Origin of the sequence: Leuconostoc gelidum subsp. gelidum KCTC 3527 (assembly GCF_000166715.1) — a bacterium.
Taxonomy (GTDB): Bacteria; Bacillota; Bacilli; order Lactobacillales; family Lactobacillaceae; genus Leuconostoc; species Leuconostoc gelidum.
Genome location: NZ_AEMI01000020.1, coordinates 101,660 through 116,694, shown reverse-complemented (window position 1 = coordinate 116,694; position 15,035 = coordinate 101,660). Strand labels below are relative to the sequence as shown.

General features: G+C 36.7%; 15 protein-coding genes. All 15 read left to right on the top strand.

What is annotated here, in order from left to right:
* The first annotated feature begins 69 nt into the window (after nucleotides 1-69).
* The 15 genes from EUI_RS0106525 to EUI_RS0106455 all read left to right on the top strand — a co-directional run bounded on the left by EUI_RS0106525 (nucleotide 70) and on the right by EUI_RS0106455 (nucleotide 14,992).
* Nucleotides 70-1,425, top strand: a complete 1,356-nt coding sequence (locus EUI_RS0106525; RefSeq protein ID WP_010016929.1) for a sensor histidine kinase — start codon at nucleotides 70-72, stop codon at nucleotides 1,423-1,425.
* Between the two features lie 97 nt (nucleotides 1,426-1,522).
* Nucleotides 1,523-2,404 carry a phosphate ABC transporter substrate-binding protein PstS family protein gene (locus EUI_RS0106520; protein ID WP_010016927.1) on the top strand — a complete coding sequence of 294 codons (882 nt, stop codon included), beginning with the start codon at nucleotides 1,523-1,525 and terminating at the stop codon, nucleotides 2,402-2,404.
* 152 nt (nucleotides 2,405-2,556) lie between these two features.
* The gene (gene pstC, locus EUI_RS0106515) at nucleotides 2,557-3,456 is read left to right on the top strand and encodes a phosphate ABC transporter permease subunit PstC (protein WP_462803922.1); all 900 of its coding nucleotides are present in this window, start codon (nucleotides 2,557-2,559) and stop codon (nucleotides 3,454-3,456) included.
* Nucleotides 3,456-4,340 carry a phosphate ABC transporter permease PstA gene (gene pstA / locus EUI_RS0106510; RefSeq protein ID WP_010016925.1) on the top strand — a complete coding sequence of 295 codons (885 nt, stop codon included), beginning with the start codon at nucleotides 3,456-3,458 and terminating at the stop codon, nucleotides 4,338-4,340. Before pstC ends, pstA begins: the two co-directional genes overlap by 1 nt.
* A 72-nt stretch (nucleotides 4,341-4,412) precedes the next feature.
* Nucleotides 4,413-5,252, top strand: coding sequence for a phosphate ABC transporter ATP-binding protein PstB (gene pstB, locus EUI_RS0106505; protein ID WP_010016924.1), 840 nt, complete (start codon nucleotides 4,413-4,415; stop codon nucleotides 5,250-5,252).
* Nucleotides 5,249-6,019, top strand: a complete 771-nt coding sequence (pstB, locus tag EUI_RS0106500; RefSeq protein ID WP_010016923.1) for a phosphate ABC transporter ATP-binding protein PstB — start codon at nucleotides 5,249-5,251, stop codon at nucleotides 6,017-6,019. Before pstB (EUI_RS0106505) ends, pstB (EUI_RS0106500) begins: the two co-directional genes overlap by 4 nt.
* A 63-nt stretch (nucleotides 6,020-6,082) precedes the next feature.
* Complete coding sequence (phoU, locus tag EUI_RS0106495) at nucleotides 6,083-6,757, top strand: phosphate signaling complex protein PhoU (protein ID WP_010016920.1); 675 nt, start codon at nucleotides 6,083-6,085, stop codon at nucleotides 6,755-6,757.
* 174 nt (nucleotides 6,758-6,931) lie between these two features.
* Nucleotides 6,932-7,288, top strand: coding sequence for a phage holin family protein (locus EUI_RS0106490; protein WP_010016919.1), 357 nt, complete (start codon nucleotides 6,932-6,934; stop codon nucleotides 7,286-7,288).
* 1 nt (nucleotide 7,289) lies between these two features.
* Nucleotides 7,290-8,252, top strand: coding sequence for an HPr(Ser) kinase/phosphatase (hprK, locus tag EUI_RS0106485; RefSeq protein WP_010016918.1), 963 nt, complete (start codon nucleotides 7,290-7,292; stop codon nucleotides 8,250-8,252).
* Nucleotides 8,245-9,255: an NAD(P)H-dependent glycerol-3-phosphate dehydrogenase gene (locus tag EUI_RS0106480; protein ID WP_010016917.1), complete on the top strand. Its 1,011-nt coding sequence runs from the start codon at nucleotides 8,245-8,247 to the stop codon at nucleotides 9,253-9,255. Before hprK ends, EUI_RS0106480 begins: the two co-directional genes overlap by 8 nt.
* A 41-nt stretch (nucleotides 9,256-9,296) precedes the next feature.
* A complete protein-coding gene (gene galU / locus EUI_RS0106475; RefSeq protein ID WP_010016916.1) occupies nucleotides 9,297-10,169 on the top strand; it encodes a UTP--glucose-1-phosphate uridylyltransferase GalU in 873 nt (290 codons plus the stop codon).
* A gap of 127 nt (nucleotides 10,170-10,296) precedes the next feature.
* On the top strand, nucleotides 10,297-11,250 hold the full coding sequence (gene trxB / locus EUI_RS0106470) for a thioredoxin-disulfide reductase (protein WP_010016914.1): 954 nt from the start codon (nucleotides 10,297-10,299) through the stop codon (nucleotides 11,248-11,250).
* 275 nt (nucleotides 11,251-11,525) lie between these two features.
* On the top strand, nucleotides 11,526-12,719 hold the full coding sequence (locus EUI_RS0106465) for an MFS transporter (protein ID WP_010016913.1): 1,194 nt from the start codon (nucleotides 11,526-11,528) through the stop codon (nucleotides 12,717-12,719).
* 101 nt (nucleotides 12,720-12,820) lie between these two features.
* Nucleotides 12,821-14,272 (top strand): sucrose phosphorylase, encoded by a 1,452-nt coding sequence (gene gtfA, locus EUI_RS0106460; RefSeq protein WP_010016911.1) that lies wholly within the window; start codon nucleotides 12,821-12,823, stop codon nucleotides 14,270-14,272.
* A gap of 63 nt (nucleotides 14,273-14,335) precedes the next feature.
* On the top strand, nucleotides 14,336-14,992 hold the full coding sequence (locus EUI_RS0106455; protein WP_010016910.1) for a DedA family protein: 657 nt from the start codon (nucleotides 14,336-14,338) through the stop codon (nucleotides 14,990-14,992).
* Nucleotides 14,993-15,035: the final 43 nt, after the last annotated feature.

Here is a 15,035-nt window from a genome sequence, read left to right as displayed (position 1 = left end):
ATAATTAGCATAGTTTTAATTCCGCGAAAGCGGTTTTTTTTTGTTATGATAGTTATATTGGAGTGACATATGACAAAAAAAATAATTAAATGCTTGTCCTTTTTAGTTCCTAACTTGATAATGAGTGTGATACTTGGAAATATGATGTCTTTTGATCGTCAGCAGTGGATGATTACGATTGTTTGTCTGTTGATTGCTACAGCGAGTGGCATATGGGTAGCGCGATTTTGGGAAGCAGGTCAGCAGACAGAATTGCAAGTCATGCAAAACCGCATGTTGGCTACAATTCAAGGACAAGAACCTAGGGGTGTGTTAACAGAGCCAAATTCTCCGTATTATGATTTGATTCATCAATTTAATACTTTACAAAACTATATTAAACAGACGCAGCAAACTGCACAACGTGATGTGACGAACTATCAATCACTACTTGCAAGTTTACCAGTAGGTGTAATTAATGTGAATCGACGACATGTAATTGATGTTTTTAACGCAACTGCTGCAGATTTATTAGGTATACAACAACCTAAAATACCGATTGCAGAAAGTTTAGTGATTAAACAATTCACACTGTCAGAATTAATTACGCAAACTTTTAATACGCAACATAACCAACAATCTATTTTGAATTTACAGATAAATGGCGAGGTGAAACAATATGAAGTTAGCACACTTTATCACCAAGGTGATCTGAAGCATGCTGAAGTGATGATTATTATATATGATTTAACTTCTGTTTTACAGGTTGAACGCATGCAATCTGATTTTTTAGCCAACGCCTCACATGAACTTAAAACACCACTAACTGCGATCACTGGTTTTGTAGAAACATTACAAGGACCCGCAGGTGAAGATCCAAATACACGGCAGCAATTTTTAAAAATTGTTGCTGACGAATCAGACCGTCTATCATCGCTTGTTATTGATATTTTGTCATTATCACGTGTGAAACAAAAAAATGATGCAGTAGATACAAAACTGACTATAAAAATTTTAGTTGATGAACAATGGCAACATATTAAAACAATGGCAGCGACGAAACATATTACGCTTAAGAATAATGTGTCACAAAATTTTGTTGTCCACGGATTAAAAACTGACTTGGAGACAATTCTACAAAATTTGATTATAAATGCTGTGAAGTATAACAAGCAAGGTGGTGATGTTAGTGTGACAGTATATAAAGATCATCAGCATTGGCAAATTAATGTTAAAGATTCCGGCATTGGTATTCCTAAAAACCAGCAATCGCGCATTTTTGAACGTTTTTATCGAGGTGATGAATCTCGACAAAGAACAATTGCTAGCGGTACAGGTCTAGGCTTAGCCATTGTTAATGAGCTTGTTAGTAAACATAACGGTGAAGTTAAAGTAAACTCACAGGTTGGAGTGGGAACCACTATCAGTGTCACTTTACCTTTGTAAATATTTTCTTTACCTAATCTTTACATAGCACTGTTAATACATTTACATGGTTTTAAGATAATGAAGTAGTAGTAGTTTAATCTTGGGAGGCATTATCATGTCGAAATCGCATCGCGGAACGATTGTAGCAACAATTGTGGCCGTTAGTATTGCAGCAGCACTTGGAACTGCTTATGCAACACGAGATAAAAGTGCTTCAGGAACATCGATTACGGCTGTTGGTTCGACAGCTTTACAACCGTTTGTTGAAGCAGCAGGTGAAGAATATGCAAAAATTAATTTAGGTACCTTTGTTAACGTGCAGGGTGGTGGTACAGGAACAGGACTAAGTCAAGTGTCGCAAGGTGCCGTAGACTTAGGAAATTCTGACGTTTTTGCGGAAGAAAAGGAAGGCATTAATGCTAATCGACTGGTAGATCATCAGGTAGCAGTTGTCGGTATTGCACCACTGTTGAACAAAGATATTGGCCTAAAGGATTTATCAACAGCACAGTTACAAGCAATTTTTACCGGAAAAGTAACGAATTGGCAACAAGTTGGTGGTAAAAATCAAAAGATTGTTATTATCAATCGTGCAGCGGGATCTGGGACACGTGCCACATTTGAAAAGTGGGGTCTGCTTGGCAAACAAAGTATTGAAGCACAGGAACAAGATTCTTCAGGAATGGTACGTTCCATTGTAGCAACCACACCGGGCGCAATTTCATACGCAGCTTTTGGCTATATTGATGATACAATCGTAGCGGCTTCAGTTAATCATGTATCACCTTTAAATAAAAATGTTGCATCAGGTATGTATCCTATTTGGTCGTATGAGCATGTCTATACTAATGGTAAACCAAAACCAGAAGTTGCTAAATTTTTGAATTATTTAACGTCAAAAGAAATTCAGAGCACTTTAGTGCCAAAATTGGGATATATCTCTATTCACGATATGCGTGTCACGCGTCAGTTGAATGGGAACATTATAAAAAAGTAATTGATTGATACGAATTGATTAACCAAATTGAAATACAAGAAAATTAATGCATTTGATGTTGTTTAATGAGTATGTGCAAATCGTACGTATTCGTTTTATATGACGATGTCTGATGCTATGGAGATAAAATGGATAACATTACACAGAAGTTGATGCAAAAATCTGAGTCAACAAAAAAAGATTCACTAGGACGAGCTGTTAGTTTGGCAGCCTTATCGTTAATTGTCATTGTTGTTGTATCGATTTTTGCTTTCGTTATGAGTCGTGGCTTATCAACATTTTTCCATGATGGCGTCCATGTTAAAGACTTTCTATTTGGTTCAACATGGAATCCATCGGTAGTTAATCCACAAACGAAACAACCTTATATAGGCGCGTTGCCAATGATTCTTGGATCGTTTTTGGTAACGTTTTTGGCGGCAATTGTAGCGACACCATTTGCTATTGGGACATCGCTATTTATGACTGAAATTGCCCAAAAACGTGGGACAAAAATTATGCAACCAGTCATTGAATTGTTGGTTGGTATTCCATCTGTTGTCTATGGATTTATTGGATTGACAGTTGTTGTACCTTTTATCCGGAGTGTTTTTGGTGGTTCTGGATTCGGTATTCTATCAGGTACAATTGTCCTGTTTGTAATGGTCTTACCAACAATCACCTCGATGACTGTAGATACATTAAAGTCAGTTCCCAGACACTATCGTGAATCAGCTTTGGCTATTGGCGCTACACGTTGGCAAATGATTTATAAAGTTGTGTTGCGAGCGGCAACCCCAGGTATTTTAACCGCTATTGTCTTTGGCATGGCACGCGCTTTTGGTGAGGCGCTGGCAGTACAAATGGTTATTGGCAACGCAGCGCTGATGCCACATAACTTGACATCACCCGCCTCAACATTAACATCAATCTTGACCATGGGGATTGGGAACACTGTGATGGGATCATTACAAAACGATGTGTTATGGACACTAGCAATGATTTTGTTAGTAATGTCATTGGTATTTAACTTAGTTGTACGTGCTATTGGGCGCAGAGGAGAGATGAAATAATGAATGCAAAAAGTGCTGATAAAATAGCAACAGTTGTAATTTATATGATTTCTGGCATTGTTGCGTTAATTTTGATTGCCATGCTTGCTTTTATTTTAATTCGCGGTGTGCCAAATTTGTCTTGGCACTTTTTAACATCGCCCGCTAGAGCATTTGAAGCAGGTGGTGGTATCGGAATTCAATTATTTAATTCTTTTTACTTGCTAATATTAGCTATGCTCATTAGTTTTCCAATCGCTTTAGGTGCTGCTATTTATTTGAACGAGTATTCAAAAAAAGGTAGATTTACAACGATCGTTCGTACAGCAATTGAAATTTTAAGCTCTTTGCCTTCAGTAGTCGTTGGCTTGTTTGGATTTTTGATATTTGTCGTTCAATTTCATTTTGGATTTTCAATACTATCAGGTGCAATTGCACTAACTTTTTTTAATTTACCTTTGTTGACACGATCTATTGAAACAAGCTTAGCCCAGATTCCAAATTTACAACGTGAAGCGGGATCTGCGCTGGGCTTGTCACGCTGGGAAACAGTGATTCATATCATTCTACCAGCTGCAGTTCCCTCAATTGTGACAGGTGTTGTATTATCTGCAGGTCGTGTTTTTGGTGAAGCTGCTGCATTAATCTACACTGCTGGACAATCTGCCCCTGCATTAAACTTTACAGACTGGAATCCATTTAATATTTCAAGCCCTTTAAATCCTATGCGTCCTGCCGAAACCTTAGCAGTACATATTTGGAAGATTAATTCTGAAGGCATTATGCCAGATGCGAATGCTGTGTCTGCTGGTGCATCAGCAGTTTTAATAATTGTTGTGTTATTGTTCAATCTTAGTGCACGTAAAATCGGTGCACAATTATACAAAAAGTTGACCAGTGCATAACAAAAATAAAATGATAGAGACTAAGTGTGATGTCATTAGGGAATTGTTAAGTAACCGAGTTATGGAGAAAAAATGGTAAATAATATCGATTTAAAACCAGCAAGTGAATTTATTACTGAAAATAAGCCAGAACGTTATATCTATGATGTTGGTGCAGGTGATCATGAAATTGCAATATCAACAAAAAATTTGCAAGTGAGTTATGGTCAAAATTTGGCTTTGAGCGAAGGTGATTTATCGTTTGAACGTTATAAAATTACCAGTTTAGTTGGTGCGTCAGGTTCGGGTAAATCAACATTCTTGCGGTCGCTAAATCGTATGAATGATAGTGTTGCGACAGTTAAAGGCAATATCATGTATCGTGGCGTAGATATTAATACAAAAGCGATTGATGTATACGAAATGCGACGTCATATTGGCATGGTTTTCCAACGTCCTAATCCATTTGCTAAATCTATTTATAATAATATTACTTTTGCACTGACACAACGTGGACAATATACAAAACAAGAACTTGATGAAATTGTTGAAACTAGCTTGAAACAAGCGGCGTTATGGGATCAAGTTAAAGATGAGTTAGACAAATCAGCCTTAGCTTTATCAGGTGGACAAGCACAACGTTTGGTTATTGCACGGGCATTGGCTTTGAAACCAGATATATTACTTTTAGATGAACCATCCAGTGCACTTGATCCGATTTCATCCGCGCAGGTTGAAGATACACTACTAAAGTTAAAAAATCAGTATACAATTATCATTGTGACACATAATATGCAACAAGCGGCTAGAATTAGTGATTATACAGCTTTTTTTCATATGGGAAAAGTGATTGAGTATGATTTGACACGTAAAATTTTTACAAGACCAAAAGTTGAGCTGACAAATGATTATATTTCGGGGAACTTCGGATGACAGATATTAAACAAAAAAATATACTTGAAACACGTGATGTTAAGTTATGGTATGGTCAAAAAGAAGCATTACATGGGATTAACTTAAATTTTCCAGAAAAAGGAATTACAGCGCTTATCGGCCCATCTGGATCGGGAAAATCAACTTATATTCGAGCAATTAATCGTATGCATGATTTGGAAGATAATGTGACAGTAACTGGTTCGTTTGATTTTAAGGGAACAGATATCTATGCACCAACAACAGATACTGTTGATTTACGTAAACGAATTGGCATGGTGTTTCAACAACCTAATCCATTCCCTTTTTCTATTTATGAAAATGTTATTTTTGGTCTTAAATTGGCTGGTATCAAAGATAAAGCTGTACTTGATGAGGCTGTGGAAAAATCTCTTAAACAAGCATCAATATGGGAAGAAGTTAAGGATGATTTGCATAAGTCAGCTCTTGGCTTGTCAGGTGGTCAACAACAACGTGTATCACTTGCGCGTGTTTTGGCAACTTCACCAGAACTGTTATTGTTAGATGAACCGACTTCAGCTTTAGATCCAGTATCGAGTCATAACATTGAAGAAACGCTATTGAATTTACGTGATGACTATGCGATGATTATTGTTACACATTCAATGTCACAGGCATCACGTATATCAGATCGTACAGCTTTCTTTTTAAATGGCGATCTTATTGAGGTAGATGCAACAAAGCACATTTTCTTGAATCCACAAAGGCAAGAAACACAAGATTACGTCAGTGGTCGCTTTGGGTGATATTAGAAACAAATAAAGTTAATTCATAATTATATAGACAGCATGGTGAAAAGGAGAAATAATATGCGACGATTATTTGATGAAGAACTAGCAGATTTAGATAATTCATTTACAGAAATGGGTATGCTTGTTGCCCAAACTATTCAAAAATCTGTCCAGTCATTTGTAGATCATGATCGTGAAGGCGCGAAAGCCATTTTAGATAATGATCATCAAATTAATGAACGAGAAGCGGCTATCGAAAAGAAAACTTTTGAGATGATTGCTTTGTACCAACCAGTTACAACTGATTTACGCAAAATTGTTACAATTTTGAAAGCAGTCTCTGTATTGGAACGAATGGGTGATCAAGCACGTAATATTGCTAATTCAACTATTCGTGTTAAGGGAACAAAACATATTTCTAGTGTTGAGCAGGCACTTGGTGAAATGGGCGAACAAGTAGCAACAATGGTCTCAACTGTGATGGATTATTATATTAAAAATGACGCTTTAGGGGCTGAATCTATTGCTGAAGAAAATCAAACGTTATCTAAACGTGCAGCCCAAGTGCGTTTTGATTCAGTTGAAGGCATGAAAGAAGATGCTGATTTAGTTGATTCAGCAGCAGATTATTTAGTGATTGCTGGTTATTTGAAACGCATCGGAGATTATACGACAGACATTGCAGAATGGATTGTATATAAGCGTACAGGTAAGATTATTGAGCTGAATCCAGGATATAACTATTTTATTTAATGATGTATCATTTTATGATTAATTGTAAATTTAAATGCGCGACTAAACGAAAGTTTAGTCGTTTTTATGTCTACTGATGGAAAGTTTTGGTATAATGGAGATGTTGTACATTACTTAATAAGTGCGTTATGTCAATATGTTAAGCGCTTACAGGGAATTACAGTAGGAGGGTATATGCGTTTTTTTGCACGATTAGCGACAACAATGTTAGTTTTCTTAGTTATCTCGTCACTTTTTTCAGAAGCGTTTCGTGTTGATAATTGGATGACAGCTCTAGGGGCAGCTTTAGTGTTAGCAGTATTAAACACGATTATTAAACCAATACTAACGATTCTGACATTACCATTAACGCTATTAACATTTGGTTTATTCACCATTGTTATTAATGGTATTATGTTGGAAATAACTGCGAACCTTGTTGGCGGTTTTGATTTTTCGAGTTTTGGTTGGGCAATGTTTACAGCGATTATTTTGTCAATTGTTAATACATTGTTGACACCTGATTTGCATGTACACGTAGAAAGAAAATAAAATGGCACAAAATTCAGTTACAGTAAAACAATTAGTAGATAACACGCGCTTAGAAATTGTAGCAGGTAAACAATATTTAGAACGCGTGATTACAACCGCAGATATTTCACGACCTGGACTAGAAATGACCGGTTATTTTAATTATTATGCACCAGAACGTGTGCAATTGTTAGGTATTACGGAAACCTCTTTTTCCGAGCGAATGGGCCATGAAGAATTACTGATGGTTTTTCGACGAATGGCTGATCCAGTAACACCAGCATTTGTTGTGTCGACAGGATTGCCAATCAGTGAGGAACTCAAACAGGCAGCAGATGAGGCTAAGATTCCAATTTTAACATCGACCCTAACATCATCACGTATTTTATCAAATATGACCTATTATCTAGGTGGTCAATTAGCACCACGTGAGAATGTTCATGGTGTGCTTATTGATGTCCACGGTCTGGGTGTTTTAATTACTGGGGATGCAGGTATTGGTAAAACAGAAGCTGCATTAGAGTTAATTCAACAAGATAAAGCAAGATTAGTTGCTGATGATCGTGTCGATATTTATCAAGAAGATGAAGAACGTTTAATTGGCGAACCGAACGAAGTTTTGCGCAATATGATGGAAATTCGAGGAGTTGGTATTATTGATGTACAGCAGGTGTATGGCGCGGTTTCTGTACGATCGCATGCAACTATTGCGCTTAATATTCATCTTTCAAATGGTAAAATTGGCGAAGCTAATTTTGATCGTTTAGGTAATGATAATGATACACTTGAAATTTTAGGTGTAAAAATTAAGCGTATGGTAGTTCCTGTGACGCCAGGGCGTAACACTGCAAGTGTTATCGATGCAGCAGCGGTAAAGTTTCGTACTGCTAACATGGGAATTGATGCATTGAAAACACTTGAAGAACGTATGTCAGTAGAAATGGTGAAAAACGAAAAAATAGATCTGGAGAACAAACATGACTAAGATAGCGGTACTTGGTGCCGGGTCCTGGGGAACAGCATTAGCAAATACAGCCGCTGAAAATGGCCATGATGTGCGCCTGTGGACACATAATCCAGATCAAGTTGAAGAAATAAACCAGCAGCATACGAATGTGAAGTACCTACCTCATGCAACTTTAGTTGATACGCTAGTAGCAACAAGTGATATGTTTTTGGCAATTGAAAATGTTGAAATTGTATTGAGTGTGGTGCCAACAAAGGCTGTGCGCGAGGTAGCCAAAAAACTAGCAAATGCCCTAAAAAAACAGTCACATACGGTGATTTTAGCACATGCTACCAAGGGTCTAGAACAAGGATCATATAAGCGCATATCTGAAATGATAGCAGAAGAAGTTCCAGAAGCTTATCGTTCAGCGTTAGTTGTTATTTCCGGGCCGTCGCATGCAGAAGATGTGATCAAACATGATTTAACAGCTGTTTCAATTGGCAGTTCGGACGAATCAGCAGCTAAATTATTGCAAAAAACTTTATCAAACGAGACTTTCCGTGCTTATACGAATCATGATTTACTTGGTTCAGAATTATTTGCGGCTTTAAAAAATATAGTTGCAATTGCTTCTGGTGCTTTAATTGGTTTAGGATACGGTGTCAATGCACAAGCAGCCTTATTGACAAGAAGCTTGGTGGAAATGCGTGACTTGGGAGCAGCTATGGGTGCTAAACCAGAAACACTTTATGAACTTGCGGGCATTGGTGATTTAATTGTAACAGGCATGTCACCAAATTCACGTAATTATCGTGCTGGTTTAGGCATAGGTAAAGGAAAAAGTTTACAACAAGTTACAGAGGAAATGGGCATGGTAATTGAAGGTGTCAATACAACGAAAGCTGTTTATGACTTTTCAAAAACCTATCATGTTGACATGCCAATTACGACTGCAGTTTATCAAGTTTTATATGAAAATAAATCCTTGCATACAGCGATTTCGGATTTGATGGCAAGGCCGTTGAAATCTGAAGATTAGCCTGTACGCATGAACTAATGAATAGAAAGAGAGTAATTAAAATGAAACCAGTACGTAAAGCAATTATACCAGCAGCAGGATTAGGAACACGTTTTTTGCCGGCTACAAAAGCATTAGCTAAAGAAATGTTACCAATTGTGGATACACCAACAATTGAATATATTGTGCGCGAGGCAATTGCTTCAGGAATTGAAGATATTGTGATTGTTGATGGCAAATCAAAACGTTCAATTGAAGATCATTTTGATTCGAATCCCGAACTAGAAAATAATTTACGTGAAAAAGGAAAAGATGAATTACTAAAAATTGTACAAGAAACAACTGACATCAATATGTACTTTATTCGTCAGTCTCATCCTAAGGGACTCGGGGATGCTGTGTTGACAGCAAAAGCTTTCATTGGTGACGAACCCTTTGTTGTCTTACTTGGTGATGATTTAATGGAAGATGAAGTACCATTAACTAAACAGTTAATCGAACGTTATGAAGAGACGGGAGAATCAACTTTAGCGGTGATGAAAGTACCTCATGATCAAGTCTCTGAATATGGCGTGATCGACCCAGCGGCAGAAGCCTCTGATGGCCTGTATCGTGTTAAATCTTTTGTTGAAAAGCCAAAGCCAGAAGATGCACCATCAGACTTGGCAATTATTGGTCGATATTTATTGACACCAGAAATTTTTGAAGAATTAGAAAACACGCAACCGGGTAAAGGAAACGAAATTCAATTAACGGATGCTATTGACTCATTAAATAATCGTCAACATGTCTATGCACATGAATTTAAGGGTAGTCGTTACGACATTGGATCAAAAATTGGTTTTTTGGAAACAAACATTGAATTTGGTCTGAAGCATCCACAAACAAAAGATCAGTTACGTGCATACATTAAGGAACTAGCAGCTAAGCTGTGAGATATGTTAGACCTATAGTTCAAAGACGTGTTTAATGGTGCTAAAATCTAATAGCTTTTTCTCGACAAAATAGTAAAATACGTGTAGAATTAGATTTACAAAAAGTAAGTGAAATGAGGTCTGCTGAATGGCTAAAGATAAACAGTACGATGTTGTGATTATCGGTGCAGGACCTGCCGGGATGACTGCTGCTACCTATGCTTCGCGCGCGAATCTATCTGTGTTGATGTTAGATCGTGGCATTTATGGTGGTCAAATGAATAATACCGCTGAGGTTGAAAATTATCCTGGCTTTGACTCGATTTTAGGACCAGATTTGTCAGAAAAAATGTATGCATCTTCGACACGTTTTGGCGCTGAATATGGCTTTGGCACAGTAGAAAGTATTGAAATAGACGGCCATAATAAAATTATTAATACTGATATGGGTCGTTATATTGCAAAAACTATTATTATTGCTACTGGGTCGGAACACGTCCATTTAGGTACTGATGGTGAAGAAGATTATCAGGGCCGTGGCGTTAGTTACTGTGCTGTGTGTGATGGTGCTTTTTTCCGAGATGAGGATGTTGTCGTTGTTGGTGGTGGGGATTCTGCTATTGAAGAAGGTTTATATCTAACAAACTTAGCAAGATCAGTCACGATCTTACATCGTCGGGATAGTTTACGTGCTCAAAAAATTATTCAAGATCGTGCTTTTGCTAATGACAAAATGTCATTTCGTTGGCACACAGAAGTGATAGAAATTACTGGTGATAGCGACAAAGTCACTGGTGTTCGTGTGATTGATAATCAAACACATGAAGTATCTCAAATCAACACGAGTGGAGTTTTTGTGTATGTTGGTTTGAAACCTAATACGCAAGGTTTTGAAAATCTAGACATCACCAATGATGATGGTTGGGTCATTACTGACGAGCAGATGCGGACAGCCATTCCTGGCGTATTTGCAGTGGGGGACGTTCGTGCCAAAGAATTACGTCAAATTACAACAGCTGTCGGTGACGGTAGTATTGCAGGTCAAGGTGTTTACGACTATATTAGTGCATTACCAGTTGCAGTAAATGAACCAGTCAACTAGTATGATTTAAAAGACAAATTTGAAAAAATTGTCTTTTTTTATTGATTTGTTTTTTATTATTTTTTTCATTTATTTTTCATAAAAATGCTAATATCCCTCTAATATTGATTTTGAAAAAAGATGAAAATTTATGAAAATAAATATTTTTTATTTTCATTTTGAAAATCGTTTGACATTTAAGGTGCAAGCGGTTACAATTATTTGTGTCAAGATGCACAAAGGAATTGTTTTTTAAAAAGGAACCGGTTCTATTAAGAAAATTTTAGGAGAAGATCATGCAAAGTCAGGATAAATGGATTACCAAAATTGCGTTTTTAGGTATTTCATTCATGTTAACTAGCGCTTATGCTATAAATGGGGCGATGCCTCAAATGACAAAAGCGCTGGGAGTCTCAGCTACACAGGTACAAGCATTAGCGACAACACCGTCAATTGTTGTGACAGTTTTTGTTTTGCTTAGTTCATTTATTGCAGCAAAACTAGGTGATAAAAAAACAATTATGCTAGGCATGCTTTTAGTTGGGTTTGCTGGAATTGTACCTTTTTTTGTGATATCATACCCTATCATTCTTGTATCTAGAATGGTCTTAGGTGCTGGATTTGGTATTTTTAATTCATTAGCTGTATCAATGATAGCTGTCATGTATCAAGGACAAACACGTGCAACGATGCTTGGTTGGCGTGCGGCTGTTGAACAAATTGGTCAAGCTGTCTTGACTTTCATTGCTGGATTACTTTTAAATTTTGGTTGGCAAACAACGTTTTTAGTGTATTTACTAGCTTTTCCAATTTTGTATCTTTTTTATGTTCGTGTGCCAGATACAACAGAAATGTTAGCTGCTGATCAAAAAAATAATAAAAAGACACATATTAATAGAAATGTTCCTCAAAATATTAGTCCCTTAGTATGGGTATTGACACTGTTTGCTGCCTTCATAGTTATTGACTATATGGCAATTCAACTAAGTTTTCCTTTCATGGCTCAAAGCTTAGGTGTTAGTGGTTTGCTTGTTTCAACGATTCTATCACTTATGCTGGTTGCAGCAATGGTAGGTGGGCTTGTATATGGTGGTATGCAAAAATTATTTGGCCGTTTTACACTTCAAGTTGGCCTACTGTTGATGGTATTATCTAATTTCTTAGTGGCGTTTTCAAACGGTAATTTTGTTATTTTGACAATAGGCGTATTATTAATTGGTTTTCCAATGCAATTAATTTCACCATTTATTTTTAGTCAATTACCTAACTTGGCGCCTTTAAAAAAGCAACCATTTGTGACCTCTATTGTATTGATTGGTTTCAATGTTGGTGTGTTCGTTGAACCTTTTGCATTATCATTACTAGCCAAGATGATGGGAAATGAAACGCATAGTGTGTCTGAAGCAGCATATACAACGATTCCGCTACTTGGGGTAATTTTGCTTATTATTGCAGGAGTCACATTCATTACTAATCGTAAACGTGCTTAAAAAATAAAACATTTTAAAAATTTGCGCCTTGAGGTGGCGCATTATAAGTAGCCTTAAATTCGGTGTCATTTATTAAACGTTTATAAGGAGAACGGAAAATCATGAAAAAACTAACAAATGAAGCGATGTTAATTACATACGCTGATTCACTTGGAAAAAACTTGAAAGAATTGAATCAGGTATTATCTAATGAACTTAATGGTGTTGTAGGCGGTGTGCATGTCTTACCATTTTTCCCATCAACTGGGGATCGTGGTTTTGCACCTGAACAGTATGAGACTGTTGATCCTAAATTTGGTGATTGGTCAGATGTTGATAAGTTGGCAGACAAATATTACTTGATGTTTGACTTTATGTTGAATCATATTTCGCCACAATCAAAGTATTTCCAAGATTTTTTGGAAAAGAAAGAGGCATCAGAATATTATGATATGTTCTTAAAGTATTCTGATTTTTGGCCAGAAAATCGACCAACAGATGCTGATATTGATTTGATATATAAGCGTAAGGACAAAGCACCATTTGCGCCTGTTACCTTTGCTGATGGCACAACTGACCAAGTTTGGAACACATTTGGTGATCAACAAATGGATTTAGATGTTACAAAAGAAGTAACAAAAAAATTCATTAAAGATTCACTTGTTAATTTGGCACATCATGGTGCATCAGTTATTCGTTTAGATGCCTTTGCTTATGCAATTAAGAAGTTAGATACAAATGACTTTTTCGTTGAACCTGAAATTTGGGCCATTCTAGATGAGGTCCGTGAAATATTGGCAGCAGAAGGATCAGAAGTATTGCCTGAAATCCATGAACATTATAAAATTGTACGTAAGATTACTGAACATGACATGTATTCATACGACTTTGCATTGCCATTGATTACATTATATTCATTATACTCAGGTAAGACAGAGCGTATTGCGGATTGGTTGCGTCAAAGTCCAATGAAACAATTCACAACATTGGATACACATGATGGTATTGGTGTTGTTGATGCTAAGGATTTGTTGACACAAGAAGAAACTGACTTCACAACTGAAGAAATGTATAAAGTTGGTGCCAATGTTAAAAAGATTTTCTCTTCAGCGGCATATAATAATTTGGACATCTATCAAATAAACACAACTTATTATTCAGCATTAGGTAATGATGATGCTGCCTACTTATTGGCTCGTGCAGCACAAATATTTGCACCCGGTATTCCACAAATTTATTACGTTGGGTTGCTTGCTGGTGAAAATGATATTGAACTTTTGGAAAATTCAAAAGAAGGTCGTAACATTAACCGTCATTATTATGACTTGGCTGAAATTGCTGAAACAACAAAGCGACCAGTTGTTTCAAACTTGTTTGACTTATTACGTTTCCGTAATACAAGTGCAGTCTTTGATTTAGATGGTTCAATTGATGTAGTTAATGATGGCGAAAATGAATTGACAGTATCACGTACATCTGCAGATGGCAAAACAACTGCTGTTTTGGATGCTAACTTTGCAACAAAGAGCTTTACTGTAACTGAAAACGGTAAAGAAATATTTACGACAAAGTAATTATGTCAGTTAAAGCGCCTCGGCGCTTTTTTGGTATAATAGAGGCAAATAAAGGACAACGTTATGCTCATACTTGCTTCTGATTTACCTCATTTTTTAACAGAAATTCTTTCGGCGGATAATCCGTTCTCAACGAGTAAGCTTATCATTCTTTTCTTGCTTATTTTTATTGAAACAGCAGGTATTGTGACTGGTTTCATACCTGGGGATACAATATTGACCACTGCTGGTGGGTTTGCAGGGACACATCATAATTTTGGTGAGTTAATGGCTTATATTGCTGTTTTTTCACTCGCTTCCTTTTTAGGCGATGCCGTCAATTATTGGTTCGGTGCGTTTTTGATGAAACAAATTAGTAAGATCCCGTTTTTAAAGCGACACTTGCAGGGGGGAATGTTAGATAAATTAGCCACTAATTTTCATCCAAAGCGTTGGTTATTGTTTGTTGTATTGGGAAGATTTTTACCATTCATTCGTGTTGTTGTGCCGTTATTAGCAAGAAGGTTAGCTCTGCCATTTGTTAGTTATATTCGTATGGCTGCTTTTGCGAGTGTATTGTGGTCTGCGGTCATTGTTTCTGCAGGATATTTCATTGGGCACTTAAATATACCGTCAGATATGCTGTTAATTATAGTTGTAGGTATAGCCATTGCTTTTATTCTGGCGTTAAGAGTCCCAAAATTTAGGCAAGCAATCGTTAACTTGTTTGTTCGGAAATAATCAAACTTTGTTATAATAAAGCTAGAATACACATAGGAGAAAA

Excerpts from the sequence above, each read along its gene's own strand:
- phoU (WP_010016920.1), top strand. The coding sequence starts at position 6,083 with ATGCGACGATTATTTGATGAAGAACTAGCAGATTTAGATAATTCATTT.
- pstA (WP_010016925.1), top strand. The coding sequence starts at position 3,456 with ATGAATGCAAAAAGTGCTGATAAAATAGCAACAGTTGTAATTTATATG.
- EUI_RS0106465 (WP_010016913.1), top strand. The coding sequence starts at position 11,526 with ATGCAAAGTCAGGATAAATGGATTACCAAAATTGCGTTTTTAGGTATT.
- pstC (WP_462803922.1), top strand. The coding sequence starts at position 2,557 with ATGCAAAAATCTGAGTCAACAAAAAAAGATTCACTAGGACGAGCTGTT.
- pstB (WP_010016923.1), top strand. The coding sequence starts at position 5,249 with ATGACAGATATTAAACAAAAAAATATACTTGAAACACGTGATGTTAAG.
- hprK (WP_010016918.1), top strand. The coding sequence starts at position 7,290 with ATGGCACAAAATTCAGTTACAGTAAAACAATTAGTAGATAACACGCGC.
- EUI_RS0106480 (WP_010016917.1), top strand. The coding sequence starts at position 8,245 with ATGACTAAGATAGCGGTACTTGGTGCCGGGTCCTGGGGAACAGCATTA.
- pstB (WP_010016924.1), top strand. The coding sequence starts at position 4,413 with ATGGTAAATAATATCGATTTAAAACCAGCAAGTGAATTTATTACTGAA.
- gtfA (WP_010016911.1), top strand. The coding sequence starts at position 12,821 with ATGAAAAAACTAACAAATGAAGCGATGTTAATTACATACGCTGATTCA.
- EUI_RS0106525 (WP_010016929.1), top strand. The coding sequence starts at position 70 with ATGACAAAAAAAATAATTAAATGCTTGTCCTTTTTAGTTCCTAACTTG.
- EUI_RS0106490 (WP_010016919.1), top strand. The coding sequence starts at position 6,932 with ATGCGTTTTTTTGCACGATTAGCGACAACAATGTTAGTTTTCTTAGTT.
- galU (WP_010016916.1), top strand. The coding sequence starts at position 9,297 with ATGAAACCAGTACGTAAAGCAATTATACCAGCAGCAGGATTAGGAACA.
- EUI_RS0106520 (WP_010016927.1), top strand. The coding sequence starts at position 1,523 with ATGTCGAAATCGCATCGCGGAACGATTGTAGCAACAATTGTGGCCGTT.
- EUI_RS0106455 (WP_010016910.1), top strand. The coding sequence starts at position 14,336 with ATGCTCATACTTGCTTCTGATTTACCTCATTTTTTAACAGAAATTCTT.
- trxB (WP_010016914.1), top strand. The coding sequence starts at position 10,297 with ATGGCTAAAGATAAACAGTACGATGTTGTGATTATCGGTGCAGGACCT.